Consider the following 18,349-nt stretch of genomic DNA (forward strand, 5'->3'; position numbering starts at 1 on the left):
TCGGCGACGGGCAAACCGGTGCGTCGCGGACGACGCGGTTGCGCCACCATGGGCGGCATGACCGCGACCGACTCCGACGGCCCCGTCGACCCCCGCCCACCCCTCGCCGACTTCCTCGACGACACCGCCTTCGACCGGGCCGGCTACCGCCGCCTGGAGGAAGGACGCTGGCAGCACGACCGCGGCGCGCACCTCTCCGTGGACCGGGTCGCCGAGATCCCCGACCTGCCGGCCGGGCTCGACGACCTCGCCGGGCTGCGCGACACACTCACCCGCTTCACGGCGGACACCACCACGGGCGCGCTCATCGAGGCCGATGTCGTCGCGGTCGACGGGCTGCCCGCCGTGCGCCAACTCGTCAAACTGCCGCTGCCGGGCCGCCCCAGCGGCCTGTTCTTCGTGGGCGCCTACACGATCCCGCGCGCGACGGGCAGCCTGATCGTCAGGGTCCGGGCGGCCGAACGCGGCACCACCGGCTTCCGCGAGGCGCTGATCATGGCGAAGAGCGGGCCGGACGCCTTCTTCCGGCCGCATCCGTACGCGCCCGACCTGCGGGGAAACCTGCCGTTCCACGTCGGTGACGGCGCCGAGTGGGACGCGGAGTTCCCCGACCATCCCCTGACCCTCGTACGCGCCGAGCTGGCCCGCCTGGGGCCCGCCATCCGCCTCGGCCGCGCCTTCCGGGACCAGCCGCCGTTCACCCCCGGGACGGCCCGCTGATCGGCGCTTGTGTGCGGGCAGCAGCCGCCGCGAACCCCGGGCGCGTGCCGGGAGACGGCCCGTCACGCAATCTCGCCCGCCGCGACACGCTCGGGCCGACCCCCGTGCGGCCCCCGGGCGCGTACGCGGCGGTGACGGGCCCGCCCCGCCTCCGCGGAACCGCACCCGTCAGCTCGCCACAGGCTGCTGCCGCTGCCCACCGACACCCCATCCAACGATCTGGATGACCCCGGGTAACGCTCCTGCCCCGAAATTCCCCAGGGCCCCACCCGCCCCCCACACCCCGGACCGCTCCCGCGTCCCCGGCGTGCGTCCCGGCCCGCCACGAGGGCCCGCACGCCGCGTCCGGCCCCCGGCCCCGGACATATCGAAGGCCCCGCCAGAGCGAGTCATGGCGAGGCCCTCGAGATTCGGCCGCGAGGCGGCGCGGGTTCGATCAGATGTCGAAGTACATCTCGAACTCGTGCGGGTGCGGGCGCAGGCGGATCGGGTCCACCTCGTTGGTGCGCTTGTACTCGACCCAGGTCTCGATGAGGTCCTGCGTGAAGACGCCGCCTTCGAGCAGGTACTCGTGGTCGGCCTCCAGCGCGTCGAGCACCTCGGGCAGCGAGCCCGGGACCTGCGGGACCGCGGAGTGCTCCTCGGGCGCCAGCTCGTACAGGTCCTTGTCGACCGGCTCGACCGGCTCGATCTTGTTCTTGATGCCGTCCAGGCCGGCCATCAGCATCGCCGAGAACGCGAGGTACGGGTTCGAGGACGGGTCCGGCACCCGGAACTCGATGCGCTTCGCCTTCGGGTTGGCCCCGGTGATCGGGATGCGGATGCACGCCGAGCGGTTGCGCTGCGAGTACACCAGGTTGACCGGCGCCTCGAAGCCCGGCACCAGGCGGTGGTACGAGTTCACCGTCGGGTTCGTGAAGGCCAGCAGCGACGGCGCGTGCTTCAGCAGACCGCCGATGTAGTAGCGGGCCGTGTCCGACAGGCCCGCGTAGCCGACCTCGTCGTAGAACAGCGGCGAGCCGTCCTTCCACAGCGACTGGTGGCAGTGCATGCCCGAGCCGTTGTCACCGAAGATCGGCTTCGGCATGAAGGTCGCGGTCTTGCCGTTCCGCCACGCGACGTTCTTCACGATGTACTTGAAGAGCATCAGGTCGTCGGCGGCACCCAGCAGGGTGTTGAACTTGTAGTTGATCTCCGCCTGGCCGGCCGTGCCCACCTCGTGGTGCTGGCGCTCGACCTCGAGGCCGGCGGCGGCCAGTTCGAGGGAGATCTCGGCACGGAGGTCGGCGAAGTGGTCCACCGGCGGGGCCGGGAAGTAGCCGCCCTTGTAGCGGACCTTGTAGCCGCGGTTGTTCTCCAGCGCGCCGGTGTTCCAGGCGCCGGCCTCGGAGTCGATGTGGTAGAACGACTCGTTGGCGCTGGTCGCGAAGCGCACGTTGTCGAACACGTAGAACTCGGCCTCGGGCCCGAAGAACGCGGTGTCGGCGATGCCGGTGCCCGCGAGGTAGCGCTCCGCCTTCTTGGCGATGTTGCGCGGGTCGCGGCTGTACTCCTCATCCGTGAGCGGGTCGTGGATGAAGAAGTTCACATTGAGCGTCTTGTCCTTGCGGAACGGGTCGACGCGAGCGGTCGACAGGTCCGGACGCAGGGCCATGTCCGACTCGTGGATCGCCTGGAAACCCCGAATCGACGAGCCGTCGAACGCCAGGGTCTCGGTCGGCTCGAAGATCTCGGCCGGGATCGTGAAGTGCTGCATGACGCCAGGCAGGTCGCAGAACCGCACATCGACGAACTTCACGTCGTTGTCGGTGATGTACCGCGACACCTCGTCGGCGTTGTTGAACATCCATGCCTCCTCGACCCGGCTCCGGGCTCGGGTTAGCTGCTCGTTCTCGGGGGCGGCCCTTCTCCCCGCTGGCCACTGGTCTCCGAAGGTATGTCGGAGCGGTTTCCCTCCGGTGTCCCGAATGTTTCACACAAGTTACGTGGCTGCCCAATCAGGTCGTTTCGGTTGCGAGCGATGTGATCTTGGCGCATCCTTCACGTTTGCCCCGGTGGGTTTGTCGCCCGCGTCACTCATCTACCGTGGTGGCGTGGACAGTGACAAGACCGGCAAGAAGAAGGGCGACCGGCAGGCCGCGGGCGGCGGACGCGCGCCCCGGAGGCCCGCCGCGACGCCGCCCGCCGAGGTGCCCGCCGCACGCACGGAGCCGGCCGCACAACGACCGCGCCCGGGCGACGACGCGGACGATTTCGGCTACCAGGGCAAACGCCTCGGCCTCCCCGAGGACGGCCCCAACTCGCTGGCGCCGACCGGCCGGCGGCTCCTCGCGCTGCTGATCGACTGGCTGCTGTGCTACGTCATCGCCTTCGCGTTCATAGGGCGCGGCGACCTGAACGCCACCGGCACCAACATGGGGACGCTCGCCGTCTTCGCGGCCGAGAACCTGCTGCTGGTGAGCACCCTGGGCTACACCGTCGGCAAGCGGTTCCTGGGCCTGCGCGTGGTGTCCGTGACGCGGTCCCACCTGACGCCGCTCGCCGTCGTCGTCCGCACGCTGCTCCTGTGCCTGGTACTGCCCGCCGCGGTGTACGACCGGGACGGCCGCGGCTTCCACGACAAGGCGGTCGGGACCGCCGTCGTCCGCGCCTGACCCCGCCCAAGGCGTACGGCACCGCCCGCGGATCCGCGGCGGTCCGAAGCCCGGAAAGCGAAACGGCGGTGGCGCGGACCCGTGGGTCCGGACCACCGCCGAGGCCGGCAGCGCGTCGGGTCCGCCCGCTCCTCAGCGGTGCGGACCGCGCGGCATGCGCATGTTGCGCGGCATCGGGCCCTTCGGCACCGGCATGTTGTCGAGCAGGCTGCCGAGCGCCCGCAGCCGGTCGTTGACCTGCGCGACCTGGCTCTTCGACATCGTGCGCGGCAGCTTGACCACGCGCGACTGGAGCTTGCGCAGCGGCACCTGGCCCTCGCCGTTGCCGACGATGAGGTCGGTGACCACGACGCCCTCGGCGATCTTCGACATCTTGCGCTTCTCGGCGGCCAGCAGGTTCGCCACGCGGTTCGGCTGCCCTTCGCCGACCAGCACGATGCCGGCCTGGCCGACCGCGCGGTGGACGACGTCCTGGTTGCGCGTGACCGCGACGGCCGGTGTCACGACCCAGCCGCGCCGCAGCGATTGCAGCACCGCCACCGCGGCCCCCGGCTGGCCCTCCATATCGCCGAGAACGGCCTTCTCGGCCCGGCGGCCGAAGACGAACACGGCGGCCAGCAGGCCGAAGACGAAGCCCAGGATGCCGAGGATGATCGGGTGGTCGATCAGGAAACCGATCGCCAGGAAAACCCCGAGGACCCCGAGGCCCCACGCCGCCACGATGAGTCCGATCCATTTGTCGGACTTCTTGGTCATCTTGTAGGCGAGCCGGATTTGTTGCAGCCGGCCGCTCTTCTCCGATGATTCCTTGCTCGCCATGCGGCACAGGATACCGATTGCGTACGGTGCCGCGGCGGCGGCCACGCTCCCGCGTGCGCCCGGCCCCGACCCGCGGGTGCCGCGTGCGTGCCGGGCTGCTCAGACGCTGACGGTTTCCGCCCGCCGGGCGGTCTCTGTTTCCGCGAGGCGTTCGAGGATGATCGTCGCCTCGGCCCGCGCCCGCGCCCGTCGGCGGTCGTCGCACACCGCGTCCCACGCGTTGCGCCGGGCCGTGCGCTGCGCGCCCTGGAGCGTCATCAGCGACTCCATGGTCCGCAGCACCGCGCCGACCGTCGCCTTGCGGGCCGAGACGCCCCGGTCGAACGCACCGCGCAGTGCCGCGACATCGCCGAGCGCGATCCGGCCGAGTGGACCATTGCGGACCGACATGACTGTCGTCCCCTCTCACCGGGACCGCTCGACGGGCCCGGGACGTGGTGAGTACGAGGAAAGCCGTGATGCACGCGGCGAAGCGCTGGGTGCCGCGTCAGGCGTTCTGAAGTGATCAGAAGTGGTGTCGAAGACCGCTCGGACAGAACTGACTGTGTTCCACCCTCGCCACCCTGTGTTACCAGGGGATGACGCAAGGGTCAAACCATCGTGAACAAGGACTTATCCGCGCGTCGCGGGGAGGGAATCCGCCCCGGCGCCGCTCCCTGCGGCGTTCCCGTCCTCCCGCCGGTCGAGAGCCTGCCGGTAAAGGCGACCCGCGCGATACGACGAACGGACCAATGGTCCGGACATCACGCCCGCGAAGCCGATGTCCTCGGCCTCCTCCCGGAGCCCGACGAACTCCTCCGGCTTCACCCAGCGCTCCACCGGGTGGTGGCGTACGGTCGGCCGCAGGTACTGGGTGATCGTGAGCAGCTCGCACCCGGCGTCGTGGAGCTCCTGCATCGTCCGGCTGATCTCCTCCCGATCCTCGCCCATGCCGAGGATCAGGTTGGACTTCGTCACCAGGCCCGCCGCCCGGGCCGCGGTGAGGACGTCGAGCGACCGGTCGTAGCGGAAACCGGGGCGGATGCGCTTGAAGATGCGCGGCACCGTCTCGATGTTGTGCGCCAGCACCTCGGGCCGCGACGAGAACACCTCGGCGAGTTGGTCCGGCTGCCCGGTGAAGTCGGGGACCAGCAGCTCGACACCCGTGCCCGGGTTCAGCGCGTGGATCCGCCGGGTCGTCTCGGCATACAGCCACGCGCCGCCGTCGGGCAGGTCGTCGCGCGCGACGCCGGTGACCGTGGCGTACTTCAGGCCCATCGCCTGCACGGACTCCGCCACGCGCCGGGGCTCGTCGCGGTCGAGGTCGGCCGGCTTGCCGGTGTCGATCTGGCAGAAGTCACACCGCCGCGTGCACTGGTCGCCGCCGATCAGGAACGTCGCCTCGCGGTCCTCCCAACACTCGTAGATGTTGGGGCAGCCGGCCTCCTCGCAGACCGTGTGCAGGCCCTCGCGGCGGACCAGGCCCTTCAGCTCGGTGTACTCCGGGCCCATCTTCGCGCGGGTCTTGATCCACGCGGGCTTGCGTTCGATCGGGGTTTCGGCGTTGCGGACCTCAAGGCGAAGCAACTTGCGGCCGTCGGGTGCGACAGCGGACACGCGGGCTCCCTTGTGTGGAGGACTAGCTGTGCGGCGGGTGAGCCGTTCGGGCGGTGAAGCCAGCGTACGCCCCGGTGTTCGACCGCCCGTACGGGCAACGTGCGAGGCCCCGGGGGGATTCCCCGCCCCGCGTCGCGGACGGCGGTCGGCGCCCGCGTGCGGCCCTCACACGCCGATCGGCGCGAACACCTCCGCGAGATGGCGTTCGACCAGCGGCATCACGTCGGCCACGGTGATCCGGCGGCCCAGCTCGCGGGACAGCGACGAAACCCCCGCGTCCCGGATCCCGCAGGGCACGATGCGGTCGTACGACGTGGTGTCCGGGTCGCAGTTGAGGGCGAAGCCGTGCATCGTCACCTTGCGCGACACGCGGATGCCGATCGCGGCCAACTTGCGGTCCTCGCCGCGCTGCCCGGCGTTGGACGGCGCGTACTCCGGGCCCGCGAGGCGCGGGTCGAACTCGGGGTGCGCCCGCGGGTCGGGCGCGCTGATCCGGGAGTCCAGCCGGAGGCTGAGCCCCGCGCCCCCGGAGGCCGGCGCCGCGCCCGCGGGCGGGAGCGCGTCGCCGAGCACCCACACGCCGCTGCGGCCCTCGACACGCGTCGTCTCCAGGCCGAGTTCGGCGCACGTGCGGATCAGCGCCTCCTCGAGCCGGCGCACGTGGGCGACGACGTCCACCGGCTCGGTCAGCCGCACGATCGGGTAGCCGACGAGCTGGCCGGGACCGTGCCATGTGATCTTGCCGCCGCGGTCGACGTCGATGACCGGGGTGCCGTCGACGGGGCGTTCGGAGGCCTCGGTACGGCGCCCGGCGGTGTAGACCGGCGGGTGTTCGAGGAGGAGGCACGTATCGGGCCGTTCACCCGCGACGACAGCGGCGTGCACGCGGCGCTGCTGCTCCCAGGCGAGTTCGTAGGGGACGGCTTGCGAGCCGATGCCGGCGTGTACGAATTGCAGGTCTGCCACGGGTCAAGGGTACGGCGGCGGCGCGGTGGTCCTCGGAGGGGCCGGGGCGTGCCCCGCGGTCATCGGATGAGGACCGTCGTCGTCTCGTTGTTGAACCGGTACGAAACCCGGTCGCCCGCGCCGTAGATCGTGAAGGTGATCTGCACCCGGCCGTCGCTCGGCGCCTCACCGGTGCCCCGGGCCTCGCCGCGGCCCCGGCACTTCGCGGCGGCGCTCTTGTGGGTGTCGCACTGCCAACCGTCGGTTGCCGTGAGGACCCACTCCTCGTAAGGGGCTCCGGGCGGGTAGGTGACCGTGACGGTGAGCTTGGTGATGCCCCAGGACTTGGTCGCCTCGCCGGCGGCCGAGACCGTGGGCGGCGGGGACGGCGCCGGCGGGGGCGGTGCCGAGGGCGACGCGGGACCCGTCGTCGGGGCCGGGGCCTGGCCCGTCGGCGCGTCGGGGCGCGGGGGTGCCTGGGAGGTGGCCGAACTCCCGGCGGGCGTGGGGGACTTCACTCCGGGTTTGGACGGACTCGCCGAGACGGCCGTCGGTCCGGTGGCCGACCCCGACGGCGCCGCCGATCCCGAGCGCTTGGAGCCCGTCATGTTCTCCGCCGGCCGGTTGGGCGGAACGTTCACTCCCGCCGTCGGGACGTTGAGGCCGATCGCCGTGTCGTTGTTCTTGTCGTCGCCGCCGGTGTTGCTGAACAGCCATACGCCGGACGTGGCGAGCAGGCACACCAGCGCGGCGGCGAGCAGCGGCAGTGCCACGCCCCCCGCGGTGCCGTCGCCTCGTTCGGCCCGGCCGGCGGTGCCGCCGCCGGATCCGTCGGTCGCGCTCTCGGCTGTTCGATCGCCATGCCGGCCCAACCAAATCCCCGCTCTCGTCGTGAAGTTCCCGAGATACCCGCGTATCGACGCGGCTCGTGATGACTTGTTCTCGCCCCCGGGAGCCAGCGTAGAGCCGCGTGTCGCCTGGCGTCCGACTCTGCGGTCAGGTGACCGGCGCGGACGGACGGTGCGCACGCCGGGGCAGGCGTGACGCGCTCCGTGGTCCGCACGCCTGGTGGCGGTGGGTGGCGCCATGGCCCGCCACGTCACCCGAAAGGGTCATTCTTTCGGCCAAGGGGAACAGTGGGGGCTCCGCGGTCGCTAGATTCTCGCGCGATTCGACACCATCGCGGGAGCGTGCTCACGAATGACCACCAGGGCCGAACGGCGCCCCAACCACCGGCTGGCCTCGCTCGTGGAGGAGGCCGGGTTCTCGCACGCCGGCCTCGCTCGGCGGGTCGACCAACTCGGTGCCGAACAGGGCCTCGACCTCCGGTATGACAAGACCTCGGTGGCGCGCTGGCTGCGCGGCCAGCATCCGCGCGGGATCGTGCCGATGCTCCTCGCCGAGGTGTTCACCCAGCGCCTCTCGCGCAAGCTCACCGCCGAGGACCTCGGGATGGCCGGCTGCCGCCCCGACTACGCGGGGCTGGAGTACGCGGCCGGGCCGGGCGAGGCGGTCGAGATCGTGTCCGGCATGTGGCAGGCCGACAGCGCGCGGCGGCCCGCCCTGGCCGAGGCGTCGTTCACCCCCGGCGCGCTCGTGGTGCCCAGCCGCGACTGGCTGATCGGGGCGGGCGACGAGGACCCGCAGCGTGCCGAGGGCGTCCGCGTGGGGCCGGGCGACGTCGTCGCCGTCCGTGCCGTGGGAGAAGCGTTTCGCCGCCTCGACAACTCGTTCGGCGGCGGGCACGCGCGGCAGGCGCTCGTGCGCTACCTCGACACCGAGGTGACCACGATGCTGCGCGGCAGCTACAACGCCGCGGTGGGGCGCGACCTCTTCGCCGCCGCCGCGGTGTTGACCCGGCTCGTGGGCTGGATGGCGTACGACACGGGTGTGCACGGCATGGCCCAGCGCTACTTCGTGCAGGCGCTGCGGCTCGCCCAGGCGTCCGGCGACCGGTCGTTGGGCGCGTACGTGCTGACGACGATGAGCCGCCAGGCCATCTACCTCGGCCACGGCCGCGAGGCGGTGCAGCTGGCCCGCGTCGCACAGCAGGGCGCGCTGGCCGGTGCGACGCCGCGCGTGCGGGTCCTGCTGTACGCCGTCGAGGCGCGCGGCCACGGGCTGTTGGGGGACGTGCGCGCGTGCCTGGCGGCGCTCTCACGGGCCGAGCAGGCGCTCGCCCAGGCGTCCCCGGAGATCGAGGAGCCGGACTGGGCGGCCTACCTCGACGAGGCCCAGCTCGCCGACGAGTACGCCCACTGCTTCCGCGACCTCGAAGACCACCGCAAGGCCCGGGAGTTCGCGGAGCGGTCGCTGCGGCTGCGCGGCACGGAGTACACGCGCAGCAGGCTCTTCTGCAGCACGGTTCTGGCGACCGCCCTGCTGGGGTTGGGCGAACTCGACCACGCGTGCGGGATCGAGGCCGAGGCGACCGAGTCCGCCGAGGGGCTGCGTTCGGCGCGGGCCATGGACTACGTGCGCGAGTTCTCCCACCGCCTGAGCCCGTACCGCGACAGCCCCGCGGTACGCGACTTCGCGGAGCGGACGGACCCGTTCCTCTGCGCCGCGGCGTCGTAGCGCCCGGCCGGGGCGCGCGGACGAGGCGCCGTCAGGCCGCGGGGACCTTGCCGCCCCGCTGCCGCGCGGCGCCTTCCGCGAAGGCGTTGAGCGCTCCGAGGTCGGCGAGCGCGGACCGGGCCGCGCGCCGTCCGGAGGCGAGGGCGCCCTGGATGCTGCTGGAGTCGCGGTGGTCGCCGCACACGTACAGCCCGGCGAGCACCCGCACGGGGCGCCGGAAGTTGTGGCCCGGCTCGACGACCGGGAGCGCCTGCGGGAGGTGACGTGTCGTCAGGTGCGCCCATTCGTGCGTCCCGATGCCGTGGACGGCGGACAGCCGCTCCCTGACCCGCGCTTCCAGCCCGCCCGGGTCCGAGCCGTCGTGGCCCAGCACGGTCGAGCACACGAGCGCCCGGGCGTCGGGGGAGTAGGACGGCGCGACCCTGGTGATCACCGCGGTGTGCGTCAGCGGCCCGTCGTCCGCGGCGTCGGCGGTCAGCACCGGCTCGGCCTGCGGCAGCGCGGGCGCGACGTGCCAGAGGGTCGTGAGCCGGTGGAACCGGGGGCGCCGCAGCCCAGGGAGCAGCGTGACCGCGGTCGCCGGGTCGGTCGCCACGACCACCGCGCGCGTCGGTATCTCCCCGTCGCGGTCGGTGCCGACCCGGTCCGTCGACACCGACGTGGCCCGCACGCCGTAGCGCACGGTCCCGGGCGGCAGGCCCGCCGCGAGTTGGTCCGCCACCGCGCCCATGCCGAGCGCCGGCACGCCCGTCCGCCCGCGCAGGTACGACCGCAGCACCAGGTCCGCGAACCGGCGGGACGTGGCGAGTTCGCGGTCGTGCAGCAGCGCGGTCAGCAGCGGGCGCAGGGCCGCCGGCCACCCCGCCTCCGCGGTGGCGACATCCGGTGCCGTCAGGATGCGCGACACCGGCAGCGCCGAGGCCCGGCTCAGCGCCGCCGCGACGCGGGCGCGGTCCACCGGCCCGGCACCCCGCAGCGCGCCGAGGGCCCCGCGTACGCGGCGGATGTCCGCCATGCGCCGCACGACCGGCCGCCGCCCGCCGACGACCGAGCCGGACGCCGCGCCGCCGTCGCCGACCACCCGCACGCCGGGCGCGAACGTCCGCAGGTCCAGCCGGTCGAGGTCGAGCCGGGCGCTCACCTGCGGGTACGCGGTGGCGAGGGTCTGGAACCCGTTGTCGAGCCGGAAGCCGTCCACGACGTCCGTGCGGATCCGCCCGCCCGGGCGGTCCGACGCTTCCAGCACCGTGACGTCGACACCGGCCGAGACCAGGCGGTGGGCCGCGCTCAGTCCGGCGATTCCGGCTCCCACGACGATGACGTCGGTGTGGTGTGCCTCGGCCACGGTGCCCCCTCGGATCGCCCGGGGCGCGGCGCGTTACGCCGCGCATTCGCCCTGGTGTCATACCCAGCGCAAACCGCGAAAAGCCCGTGCGTCCTTGCAAAAGGCCCACAAACGAGCGTCAACAGCCAAGAACCGTTTGTCTCTTGACAACACGTCAGATGGAAAGCGGAGGAGGCGTACCGGTGTTCGCGCGATGTCAGTCGCGCAGCGCCGCCGCCAGGGCCTGGTCGATGGTCGGGTCGGCGAAATCGAAGCCCGCCCGCCGCAGCACGCCGGGGACCGCACGCCGGCCCGACAGGACGTCGACCGCGAGCCCGCCCAGCACCGCACGGAGCGCGAACGCCGGCACGGGGAGCATCGCCGGCCGCCGCAGCGCACGCGAGACGGCCTTGGTGGCCTCGGCGTTGGTGACGGGCTCGGGAGCCGTCAGGTTGACCGGCCCGCGCACGTCCTCCGCGTCCAGCAGGAACCGGATCGCGCCGATCGTGTCCCGCAGCGAGATGAAGCTCCAGTACTGCCGCCCGCTGCCGAGCCGCCCGCCGACACCGAAGCGGAACGCGCGCATCAGCGGGCCCCACGCGCCGCCCTCGGCCGTGACCACCAGGCCGGTACGCAGGTGCACGACCCGCACCCCCGCTTCCTCCGCCGGGCGCGTCGCCGCCTCCCAGTCGACGCACAAGTCGGCGAGGAAACCCTCGCCCGAGGGCGCGGTCTCGTCGACGGTCCGGTCGCCCGTGTCGCCGTAATAGCCCACCGCGGACCCGGCCAGGAACACCCTGGGCGGTGTCTCGGCCGCCGCGATCGCGCGGGCCAGCGCGGCGGTGCCGAGGACCCGCGAGTCGCGCAGCTCCCTCTTGTACGCCGCCGTCCAGCGCTTGGCGCCGATTCCCGCGCCGGCCAGATTGACGACCGCGTCGACCCCGCGCAGGGCGTCCGGGTCGACGGTGCCCGCCACCGGGTCCCAGCGCGCCTCGTCGGCGCCCCGGGCCGCGCGGCGCACGATCCGCACGACGTCGTGCCCGTCGGCGCGCAGCGCGCGCACGAGAGGCTTACCGATCAGACCCGACGACCCCGCGATGGCGATGCGCATGGCGGCCAATCTACGCACCGAGCACGGGTGTCCGTACGCGGCTCACGCGGCGCGAACGGCCGGAGGCGGCCCCGGCGAACCGGGACCGCCTCCGTGTCGGCGTGCGGGGGCGACGGGTCAGAGACCGAGGTCGCCGTCGAACGCGCCCTCCTCCAGGCGCGTCTTGACCGCCGTCAGGAAGCGCGCGGCGTCGGCGCCGTCGACGATGCGGTGGTCGTACGACAGGGCGAGGTACACCATGTCGCGCACCGCGATCGTCTCGCCGAGGTCCGGGTGGTTCACGACCACGGGACGGCGGACCGTCGCCCCGACGCCGAGCATCCCGACCTGCGGCTGGTTGAGGATCGGCGTGTCGAACAGCGCGCCGCGCGAACCGGTGTTGGTCACCGTGAACGTCCCGCCGGCCAGCTCGTCCGGCTTGACCTTGTTGTCGCGCGTCCGGGCCGCGAGGTCGGCGGTCTTCTTCGCGATGCCGGCGATGTTGAGGTCGCCCGCGTCGTGGATGACCGGGACCATCAGGCCGCGGTCGGTGTCCACCGCGATGCCGATGTTCTCGACCGCGTGGTAGGTGATCGTGTCGTCGTCGTTGACCCGCGCGTTGACGACGGCGTGCACCTTGAGGGCCTCGGCGGCGGCCTTGACGAAGAACGGCAGCGGCGACAGCTTGACGCCCTCGCGCGCGAAGAAGTCGTTCTTGGCCTTGGCCCGCAGCCGCATGATGTTGGTGACATCCACCTCGACCACGGTGGTGAGCTGCGCCGACACCGCGAGCGAGTCGACCATGTGCTTGGCGATCGCCTTGCGGATGCGGGTCATCGGCAGCGTCTGCCCGCGCAGCGCGGACGGCTCGGCCGCCGCGGTGGCCGGGGCGGCGGGTGCCGCGGCGGCCGGTGCGGGGGCCGGGGCCTTGCGGCGCGCGGCGTCCAGGACGTCCTGCTTGCGGATGCGTCCGCCGATGCCGGTGCCGGTCAGCGTGCCCAGGTCCACGTTGTGCTCGGCGGCCAGCTTGCGCACGAGCGGGGTGACGTACGCCGCTTCGCCCTCCGGGGCGGGCGCCGGGGCCGGGGCGGCGGGTGCCGCGGCGGCCGGTACGGGAGCCGGGGGAGCCGGGGGAGCCGGTGCCGGAGCGGGAGCCGCCGCGGGGGCCGGTGCCGGTGCCGGTGTGGGCGCGGGGGCCGGTGCGGGTGCGGTCGGCTGCGGCGCGGGGGCCGGAGCCGGAGCCGCCGCCGGGGCGGGCGCCGGAGCCGGGGCGGGTGCGGCGGCCGGGGCGGCACCCGGAGCGCCGATGACCGCGAGCTGCGCGCCGACCTCGACCGTCTCGTCCTCGCCGACGCTGATCGCCAGCAGGACGCCGCCGACCGGCGCCGGGATCTCGGTGTCGACCTTGTCGGTCGAGACCTCGAGCAGCGGCTCGTCGGCGCTGATCGTGTCGCCGACCTGCTTGAGCCAGCGGGTGATTGTTCCTTCCTGGACGCTCTCGCCGAGCGCCGGCAGCAGCACCGGGGTGCCCTGCGCGTCGCCGCCCGAGGGCGCGGCCGGCGCGGGGGCCGCGGCGGCGGGTGCGGGAGCCGGTGCCGCCGGGGCGGCGGGCTGCGGCGCGGGCTCGGGTGCCGCGGGGGCCTCCTGAGCGGGCGCGGCCGGAGCGGCGGCGGCCCCCGAACCGTCGTCGATGACCGCGAGCTCGGCGCCGACCTCGACGGTGTCGTCCTCCGAGGCCTTGATGGAGACGAGGATGCCGGCGGCCGGCGCCGGGATTTCGGTGTCGACCTTGTCGGTCGAGACTTCGAGGAGCGGCTCGTCCATTTCGACGCGCTCACCCTCCCGCTTGAGCCAGCGGGTGATGATGCCCTCCTGCACGCTCTCGCCGAGCGCGGGCAGTGTTACAGAGACCGGCATGGGGTCAGTGGCTCCTTCGTACGCTTCCGGGCAAAAGTCAGCAGGGCGCGCGTCAGTCGTGCACGTGCAACGGCTTGCCGGCGAGGGCCAGATGGGCCTCTCCGATCGCCTCGGACTGGGACGGGTGCGGGTGGATCAGCTGCGCCACTTCGGACGGCAGCGCCTCCCAGTTGTAGATGAGTTGCGCCTCGGCGACGAGCTCGCCCATCCGGGCGCCGACCATGTGGATGCCGACGACCGGGCCGTCCTTGACCGAGACGACCTTGACCGAACCGGCAGTCTTGAGGATCTGGCTCTTGCCGTTTCCGCCGAGGTTGTAGTCGAGGAGCGCGACCTTGTCGGCTCCGTACCGCTCGGTCGCCTGCGCCTGTGTGAGCCCGACCGACGCGACCTCCGGATCGCAGTACGTCACGCGCGGCACGCCGGCGTAGTCGATCGGCGCGACCTTCAGGCCCGCGATGCGCTCGGCGACGAGGATGCCCTCGCCAAAGCCCACGTGGGCCAGTTGCAGGGTCGGGATGAGGTCGCCCACCGCGGACACCGTCGGGACGTTGGTGCGGCAGTACTCGTCGACCAGCACGTACCCGCGGTCCATCGCGATGCCGGCCTCCTCGTAGCCGAGGCCCGCCGAGACCGGTCCGCGTCCGACCGCGACCAGCAGCAGTTCGGCGTCGAGCTGCTTGCCGTTCTCCAGCGACACGCGGACACCGGTGTCGGTGTACGCGACGCCGCTGAAGCGCGAACCCAGCTCGAACTTGATGCCGCGCTTGCGGAACGCGCGCTCGAGAAGCTTGCTGCTGCTCTCGTCCTCGACCGGGACCAGGTGGGGCAGCGCCTCGACGATCGTCACGTCGACGCCGAAGGACTTCCACGCGCTGGCGAACTCCACGCCGATCACGCCGCCGCCCAGGATCACCGCGGAGGCGGGCACGCGGTCGAGGACCAACGCGTGCTCGCTGGTGATGACGCGGTTGCCGTCGATCTCCAGGCCGGGCAGCGACTTGGGCACCGACCCCGTGGCCAGCACCACGTGGCGGCCCTCGTAGCGGGTTCCGTCGACCTCGACCGCGGTCGGCGAGACGAGCCGGCCGGAGCCTTCGACGACGGTGATCCCGCGGCTCGCGATGAGGCCGCTCAGCCCCTTGAACAGACGGGAGACGACACCGTCCTTGTACTTGTGCACCGCCGCGACGTCGATGCCCTCGAACTTGGAGACAACACCGAACTGCGCGCTTTCACGCGTCTGGTCCGCCACCTCGCCGGCGTGCAGGAGCGCCTTCGTCGGGATGCAGCCCTGGTGGAGGCAGGTGCCGCCGAGTTTGCCCTTCTCGATGAGCACCACCCGCATGCCCAGCTCCGCGGCGCGAAGCGCGCAGGCGTAGCCGCCGCTTCCGCCTCCGAGGATGACTACATCGAAAACGGCTCCGGCGTCTTTCGCCACGTCACGTCCTCCTGCTGGTTCGCCATGTGCCCATCCCGGCTGATGCGCCGGGATCGCACCCCCTTCTTGTGGAAGGGCTTGAGTGCCGGTACAACATCCTCCCACTTGTTGCCGCGGCGACGGCACGTCGGGGGCAAACCGCTCGTTCCCATGGTGTGTTGCCTGTGCCACAGCGCGGCGACAAGCTGTTCAGCCACGCGGAACGCCGCCTCGGCAGCGGTCGCGGTGGGGATCGACCGAGGGAGGAAGCGGACGTGGGACTGTTCCGACGGGGGTCGCGCGCGCAGCGTGACGAGGCGGGCGCGGCAGTCGAACACCTCAAGGAGTTCGCGCGCAGCCGCCGGGGCGTCGAGGCGTACCTCGAACCGACCACGACGGTGAGCGGCACGACCATCGTGCTCGTCGCCGACACGGGGGAGTGGACGCGGCGCCGGGTCGCGGACCCCGGCGCCGGGCGCGCGCTCGCCCGCAAGCTCGGCATACCGCTGTACGAGGCCGGCATAGTCGGCTACCCGCAGCGCATGCGCGAATGGACCCAGAAGAACCGCGGCACGGGATGATCCGCGCGCGACCAGCCGGGCACGGCCCGGTCGACGGGAGCGGTACGCGCTGAGCCCGGCGGCACCGGGGCGTGGGCGCGCGTCGTCCCGCGCCGGAGAGGTGGCCCGCAAGGGGTCCGCTCCGCGGGCGGTCGGTCCGGGCACCGACCCGGCCCGCCGGGCGCCCCACGCGATGGTGTGCGGGCCGCGGCCCCGGAGCCTCGGCCCGCACACCCCTGATCTCAGATCGTCCCGTCGGCGACGTCGGCCGCGAGCTGCACCAGCGTGCGTACCGCGACCCCGGTGCCGCCCTTCGGCGTGTAGCCGGACACCTCGCCCTCGTTGAACGCCGGGCCGGCGATGTCGAGGTGCGCCCACGACACACCCTCGGCCACGAACTCGCGCAGGAAGATCCCGGCCGACAGGCCGCCGCCCATGCGCTCGCCGATGTTCTTCAGGTCGGCGACCGTCGAGTCGAGCGACCGCCGCAGCTCGGCGGGCGTCGGCAGCGGCCACGAGGGCTCGCCGGTGCGCTCGGCCGCGTCGTGCACCGCGGCGCGGAAGGCGTCGTCGTTGGCGACGATGCCGTACGTCTTGTTGCCGAGCGCGACCATCATCGCGCCGGTCAGCGTCGCGACGTCGACCAGCTTCTCGGGCTCCTCCTCGCACGCCCGGGTGATCGCGTCGGCGAGGACGAGGCGCCCCTCGGCGTCGGTGTTCAGCACCTCGACCGTGCGACCGCCGTACATGCGCAGCACGTCGCCGGGCCGGGTCGCCGTCCCGGACGGCATGTTCTCCGCCAGCGCCAGCCATCCGGTCACGTTGACCGCGAGGTCGAGCCGCGCGATCGCGGCGACCGCGCCGAGCACCGCCGCGGCCCCGGCCATGTCCATCTTCATGGTCTCGTTGGACCCCGGCGGCTTGAGGGACAGGCCCCCGGAGTCGTACGTGATGCCCTTGCCCACCAGCGCGATGCTGCGCTCGGCGTCGGGGTGCGTGTAGCCGAGCCGCACCAGGCGCGGCGGGTGCTGCGAGCCCTGGCCGACCCCGAGGATGCCGCCGAACGCGCCCTTGGCGAGCGCCTTTTCGTCGAGCACGTCGACCTTGAAGCCGAAGTTCTTCCCGAGGTCGACCGCGATCGCGGCGAACGACTTCGGGTTGAGGTCGTTGGGCGGGGTGTTGACCAGGTCGCGGGCCCGGTTGACGCTCTCGGCGACGACCAGCGCGCGCTCCAGCGCCGCCTTCGCGGCCTTGTCGCGGGCCTTGGCCCCGAGCAGCACGACCTCCTTGACGGCGGGCTTGCGGCCTTCGCGGGAGGTCTCGCGGTACGCGTCGAAGGTGTACGAGCCGAGCGCGGTGCCCAGCGCGACCGCCTCGACGGACGCGGGGTCGTCGAGCGCGAGCGCGACGCCCACCTTGTTCAGCCCGGTGGCGGCACGCGCCGTGTTGCCGCCGAATTTGCGCAGTTGTTCGGCGTCGAAGCCGTCCTCCGCGACTGCTCCGACACCGACCGCGACGACGACGGGGGCCTTCAGCGCCCCGCTGCCCACGGCCGTCGGGACGCGGGTGATCTCGCCCTCCGCGCCGGTGGCGCCCAGGGCTTCGAGGACCGAGGCCAGCGCGCCGTCGAACGCGGTCTCGACCGTTTCGCCGCCCGCGGCGACCACAGGGCCGTCAGTGCCTTTGACAAGACCGATGACGATGGCGTCGGCGCGCAGCGATGCCGCCGAGCTGGTACTCAGGCTCAGTGTGGTCACGAGTGTCCTGTTCTCCTGTTGTGGCTTTCTCGCCGATCCGTCGGCTCTGCCGGGGCCGTCGGCGCACCGCGCGTCGAATCCCGTGTCGTGTCGCGGACTTCCCCCAGGGGGGCCGGGGGAGCCGCCGGGTCCCGGCGTTTCCCCACAGCATTACACGTCCCCGCGGGACGTGTCTCAGCCCGTGGACAGGACCACCAGCGCGACGGCCGTCGCGGTCTCGACCGCCGCGCCCAGCACGTCGCCGGTGATTCCACCGATGCGGCGAACCACGTGCCACAGCAGGGCGGTTGCCGCGAGCAGCGCGAGGACGACGGCGAACAGCGCGCGGGGCACGCCGAGTTCCGTCGCGGCACCCAGGCCGGCGGCCGATGCGGCGAGCAGGACGACGAGCAGCCCGACCGCGGCCGGGCGCAGGGTCCCGGCCACCATCGCCCCCAGACCCCCGGGACGCGCGCTCGGTACCCCTCGCAGGCAGCCCAGCCCGATCGCCACGCGCCCGCACACGACCGCGATCACCAGCGCGGCCACCGCCTCGGCGGTGTCGTGCCGCGCCCCGATCCGCGCGAGTGCCGCGGTCTGCGCGAGCAGCGTGAACACGAGGGTGAGCACCCCGAAGGGCCCGATGTCGGACGCCTTCATGACGCGCAGCGCGTCGGCGGCGGGCCGCCCCGAGCCGAGGCCGTCGGCGACGTCGGCCAGCCCGTCGAGGTGCAGCCCGCGCGTCAGCAGCGCCAGGGCGCCGAGCGCGAGGACGGCGGCGAGCAGCGGGCCCGTCCCGGCGTACGTCGCCGCGGCCAGCACGCCCGCCGCGAGCCCGCCGAGAACCACGCCCACCAGCGGCGCCGCGGCCATCGCCCGGGCCGCGGCGGAACGGTCCACGTGTGGAACGCGCACCGGCAGCACGGACAGCGTGCCGAACGCGAGGCGCAGTCCGTCGGACCTGGAGGTGCCGCTCACCGGGGCGGGGTCA

Annotated in this window: 16 protein-coding genes; 4 read left to right on the top strand and 12 right to left on the bottom strand. The window is 73.0% G+C overall.

Features of this window, described 5'->3' with window-relative positions; all coding sequences use genetic code 11:
* The first annotated feature begins 57 nt into the window (after positions 1-57).
* The gene (locus LO772_RS24040; RefSeq protein ID WP_231774107.1) at positions 58-720 is read left to right on the top strand and encodes a hypothetical protein; all 663 of its coding nucleotides are present in this window, start codon (positions 58-60) and stop codon (positions 718-720) included.
* Positions 721-1,156: 436 nt separating this feature from the next.
* Here the strand turns inward: LO772_RS24040 and glnA are convergent, their stop codons facing one another.
* A complete protein-coding gene (gene glnA / locus LO772_RS24045) occupies positions 1,157-2,566 on the bottom strand; it encodes a type I glutamate--ammonia ligase (protein ID WP_231774108.1) in 1,410 nt (469 codons plus the stop codon).
* 343 nt (positions 2,567-2,909) lie between these two features.
* Between glnA and LO772_RS24050 the strand changes: the two genes are divergently transcribed.
* Positions 2,910-3,374 (top strand): RDD family protein, encoded by a 465-nt coding sequence (locus LO772_RS24050; RefSeq protein ID WP_443089467.1) that lies wholly within the window; start codon positions 2,910-2,912, stop codon positions 3,372-3,374.
* A gap of 132 nt (positions 3,375-3,506) precedes the next feature.
* On the opposite strand, the gene LO772_RS24055 is transcribed toward LO772_RS24050, so the two are convergent.
* The 5 genes from LO772_RS24055 to LO772_RS24075 form a co-directional block, all read right to left on the bottom strand.
* Positions 3,507-4,193 (bottom strand): DUF4191 domain-containing protein, encoded by a 687-nt coding sequence (locus LO772_RS24055; RefSeq protein ID WP_231774110.1) that lies wholly within the window; start codon positions 4,191-4,193, stop codon positions 3,507-3,509.
* A 99-nt stretch (positions 4,194-4,292) separates the two neighbouring features.
* Positions 4,293-4,583, bottom strand: coding sequence for a hypothetical protein (locus LO772_RS24060; RefSeq protein ID WP_231779837.1), 291 nt, complete (start codon positions 4,581-4,583; stop codon positions 4,293-4,295).
* Between the two features lie 222 nt (positions 4,584-4,805).
* Entirely contained in the window at positions 4,806-5,789 is a 984-nt protein-coding gene (gene lipA / locus LO772_RS24065; protein WP_231774111.1) for a lipoyl synthase, read from the bottom strand.
* 165 nt (positions 5,790-5,954) lie between these two features.
* On the bottom strand, positions 5,955-6,755 hold the full coding sequence (lipB, locus tag LO772_RS24070; RefSeq protein ID WP_231774112.1) for a lipoyl(octanoyl) transferase LipB: 801 nt from the start codon (positions 6,753-6,755) through the stop codon (positions 5,955-5,957).
* A gap of 59 nt (positions 6,756-6,814) precedes the next feature.
* Positions 6,815-7,507, bottom strand: coding sequence for a hypothetical protein (locus LO772_RS24075; protein ID WP_231774113.1), 693 nt, complete (start codon positions 7,505-7,507; stop codon positions 6,815-6,817).
* A 427-nt stretch (positions 7,508-7,934) separates the two neighbouring features.
* Between LO772_RS24075 and LO772_RS24080 the strand changes: the two genes are divergently transcribed.
* Positions 7,935-9,311, top strand: a complete 1,377-nt coding sequence (locus LO772_RS24080; RefSeq protein ID WP_231774114.1) for a regulator — start codon at positions 7,935-7,937, stop codon at positions 9,309-9,311.
* A 31-nt stretch (positions 9,312-9,342) separates the two neighbouring features.
* On the opposite strand, the gene LO772_RS24085 is transcribed toward LO772_RS24080, so the two are convergent.
* From LO772_RS24085 to lpdA, 4 genes are all read right to left on the bottom strand, one after another.
* A complete protein-coding gene (locus LO772_RS24085) occupies positions 9,343-10,656 on the bottom strand; it encodes an NAD(P)/FAD-dependent oxidoreductase (protein ID WP_231774115.1) in 1,314 nt (437 codons plus the stop codon).
* Between the two features lie 196 nt (positions 10,657-10,852).
* Entirely contained in the window at positions 10,853-11,755 is a 903-nt protein-coding gene (locus tag LO772_RS24090; RefSeq protein ID WP_231774116.1) for a TIGR01777 family oxidoreductase, read from the bottom strand.
* 108 nt (positions 11,756-11,863) lie between these two features.
* The gene (gene sucB, locus LO772_RS24095) at positions 11,864-13,642 is read right to left on the bottom strand and encodes a 2-oxoglutarate dehydrogenase, E2 component, dihydrolipoamide succinyltransferase (protein WP_231774117.1); all 1,779 of its coding nucleotides are present in this window, start codon (positions 13,640-13,642) and stop codon (positions 11,864-11,866) included.
* Positions 13,643-13,694: 52 nt separating this feature from the next.
* A complete protein-coding gene (gene lpdA, locus LO772_RS24100; RefSeq protein WP_231774118.1) occupies positions 13,695-15,083 on the bottom strand; it encodes a dihydrolipoyl dehydrogenase in 1,389 nt (462 codons plus the stop codon).
* A gap of 254 nt (positions 15,084-15,337) precedes the next feature.
* Here lpdA and LO772_RS24105 point away from each other — a divergent pair, with 254 nt between their 5' ends.
* Positions 15,338-15,643 (top strand): hypothetical protein, encoded by a 306-nt coding sequence (locus LO772_RS24105; protein WP_231774119.1) that lies wholly within the window; start codon positions 15,338-15,340, stop codon positions 15,641-15,643.
* A 221-nt stretch (positions 15,644-15,864) separates the two neighbouring features.
* On the opposite strand, the gene LO772_RS24110 is transcribed toward LO772_RS24105, so the two are convergent.
* A complete protein-coding gene (locus tag LO772_RS24110; protein ID WP_231774120.1) occupies positions 15,865-17,379 on the bottom strand; it encodes a leucyl aminopeptidase in 1,515 nt (504 codons plus the stop codon).
* Between the two features lie 174 nt (positions 17,380-17,553).
* On the bottom strand, positions 17,554-18,336 hold the full coding sequence (locus tag LO772_RS24115) for an adenosylcobinamide-GDP ribazoletransferase (protein WP_231774121.1): 783 nt from the start codon (positions 18,334-18,336) through the stop codon (positions 17,554-17,556).
* Positions 18,337-18,349 lie beyond the last annotated feature (13 nt).

Origin of the sequence: Yinghuangia sp. ASG 101 (assembly GCF_021165735.1) — a bacterium.
Taxonomy (GTDB): domain Bacteria; phylum Actinomycetota; class Actinomycetes; order Streptomycetales; family Streptomycetaceae; genus Yinghuangia.

Bases quoted from the DNA above. Each gene is read 5' to 3' on its own strand.
- glnA (WP_231774108.1), bottom strand. From the start codon at position 2,566: ATGTTCAACAACGCCGACGAGGTGTCGCGGTACATCACCGACAACGAC.
- LO772_RS24080 (WP_231774114.1), top strand. From the start codon at position 7,935: ATGACCACCAGGGCCGAACGGCGCCCCAACCACCGGCTGGCCTCGCTC.
- LO772_RS24060 (WP_231779837.1), bottom strand. From the start codon at position 4,583: ATGTCGGTCCGCAATGGTCCACTCGGCCGGATCGCGCTCGGCGATGTC.
- LO772_RS24055 (WP_231774110.1), bottom strand. From the start codon at position 4,193: ATGGCGAGCAAGGAATCATCGGAGAAGAGCGGCCGGCTGCAACAAATC.
- sucB (WP_231774117.1), bottom strand. From the start codon at position 13,642: ATGCCGGTCTCTGTAACACTGCCCGCGCTCGGCGAGAGCGTGCAGGAG.
- LO772_RS24040 (WP_231774107.1), top strand. From the start codon at position 58: ATGACCGCGACCGACTCCGACGGCCCCGTCGACCCCCGCCCACCCCTC.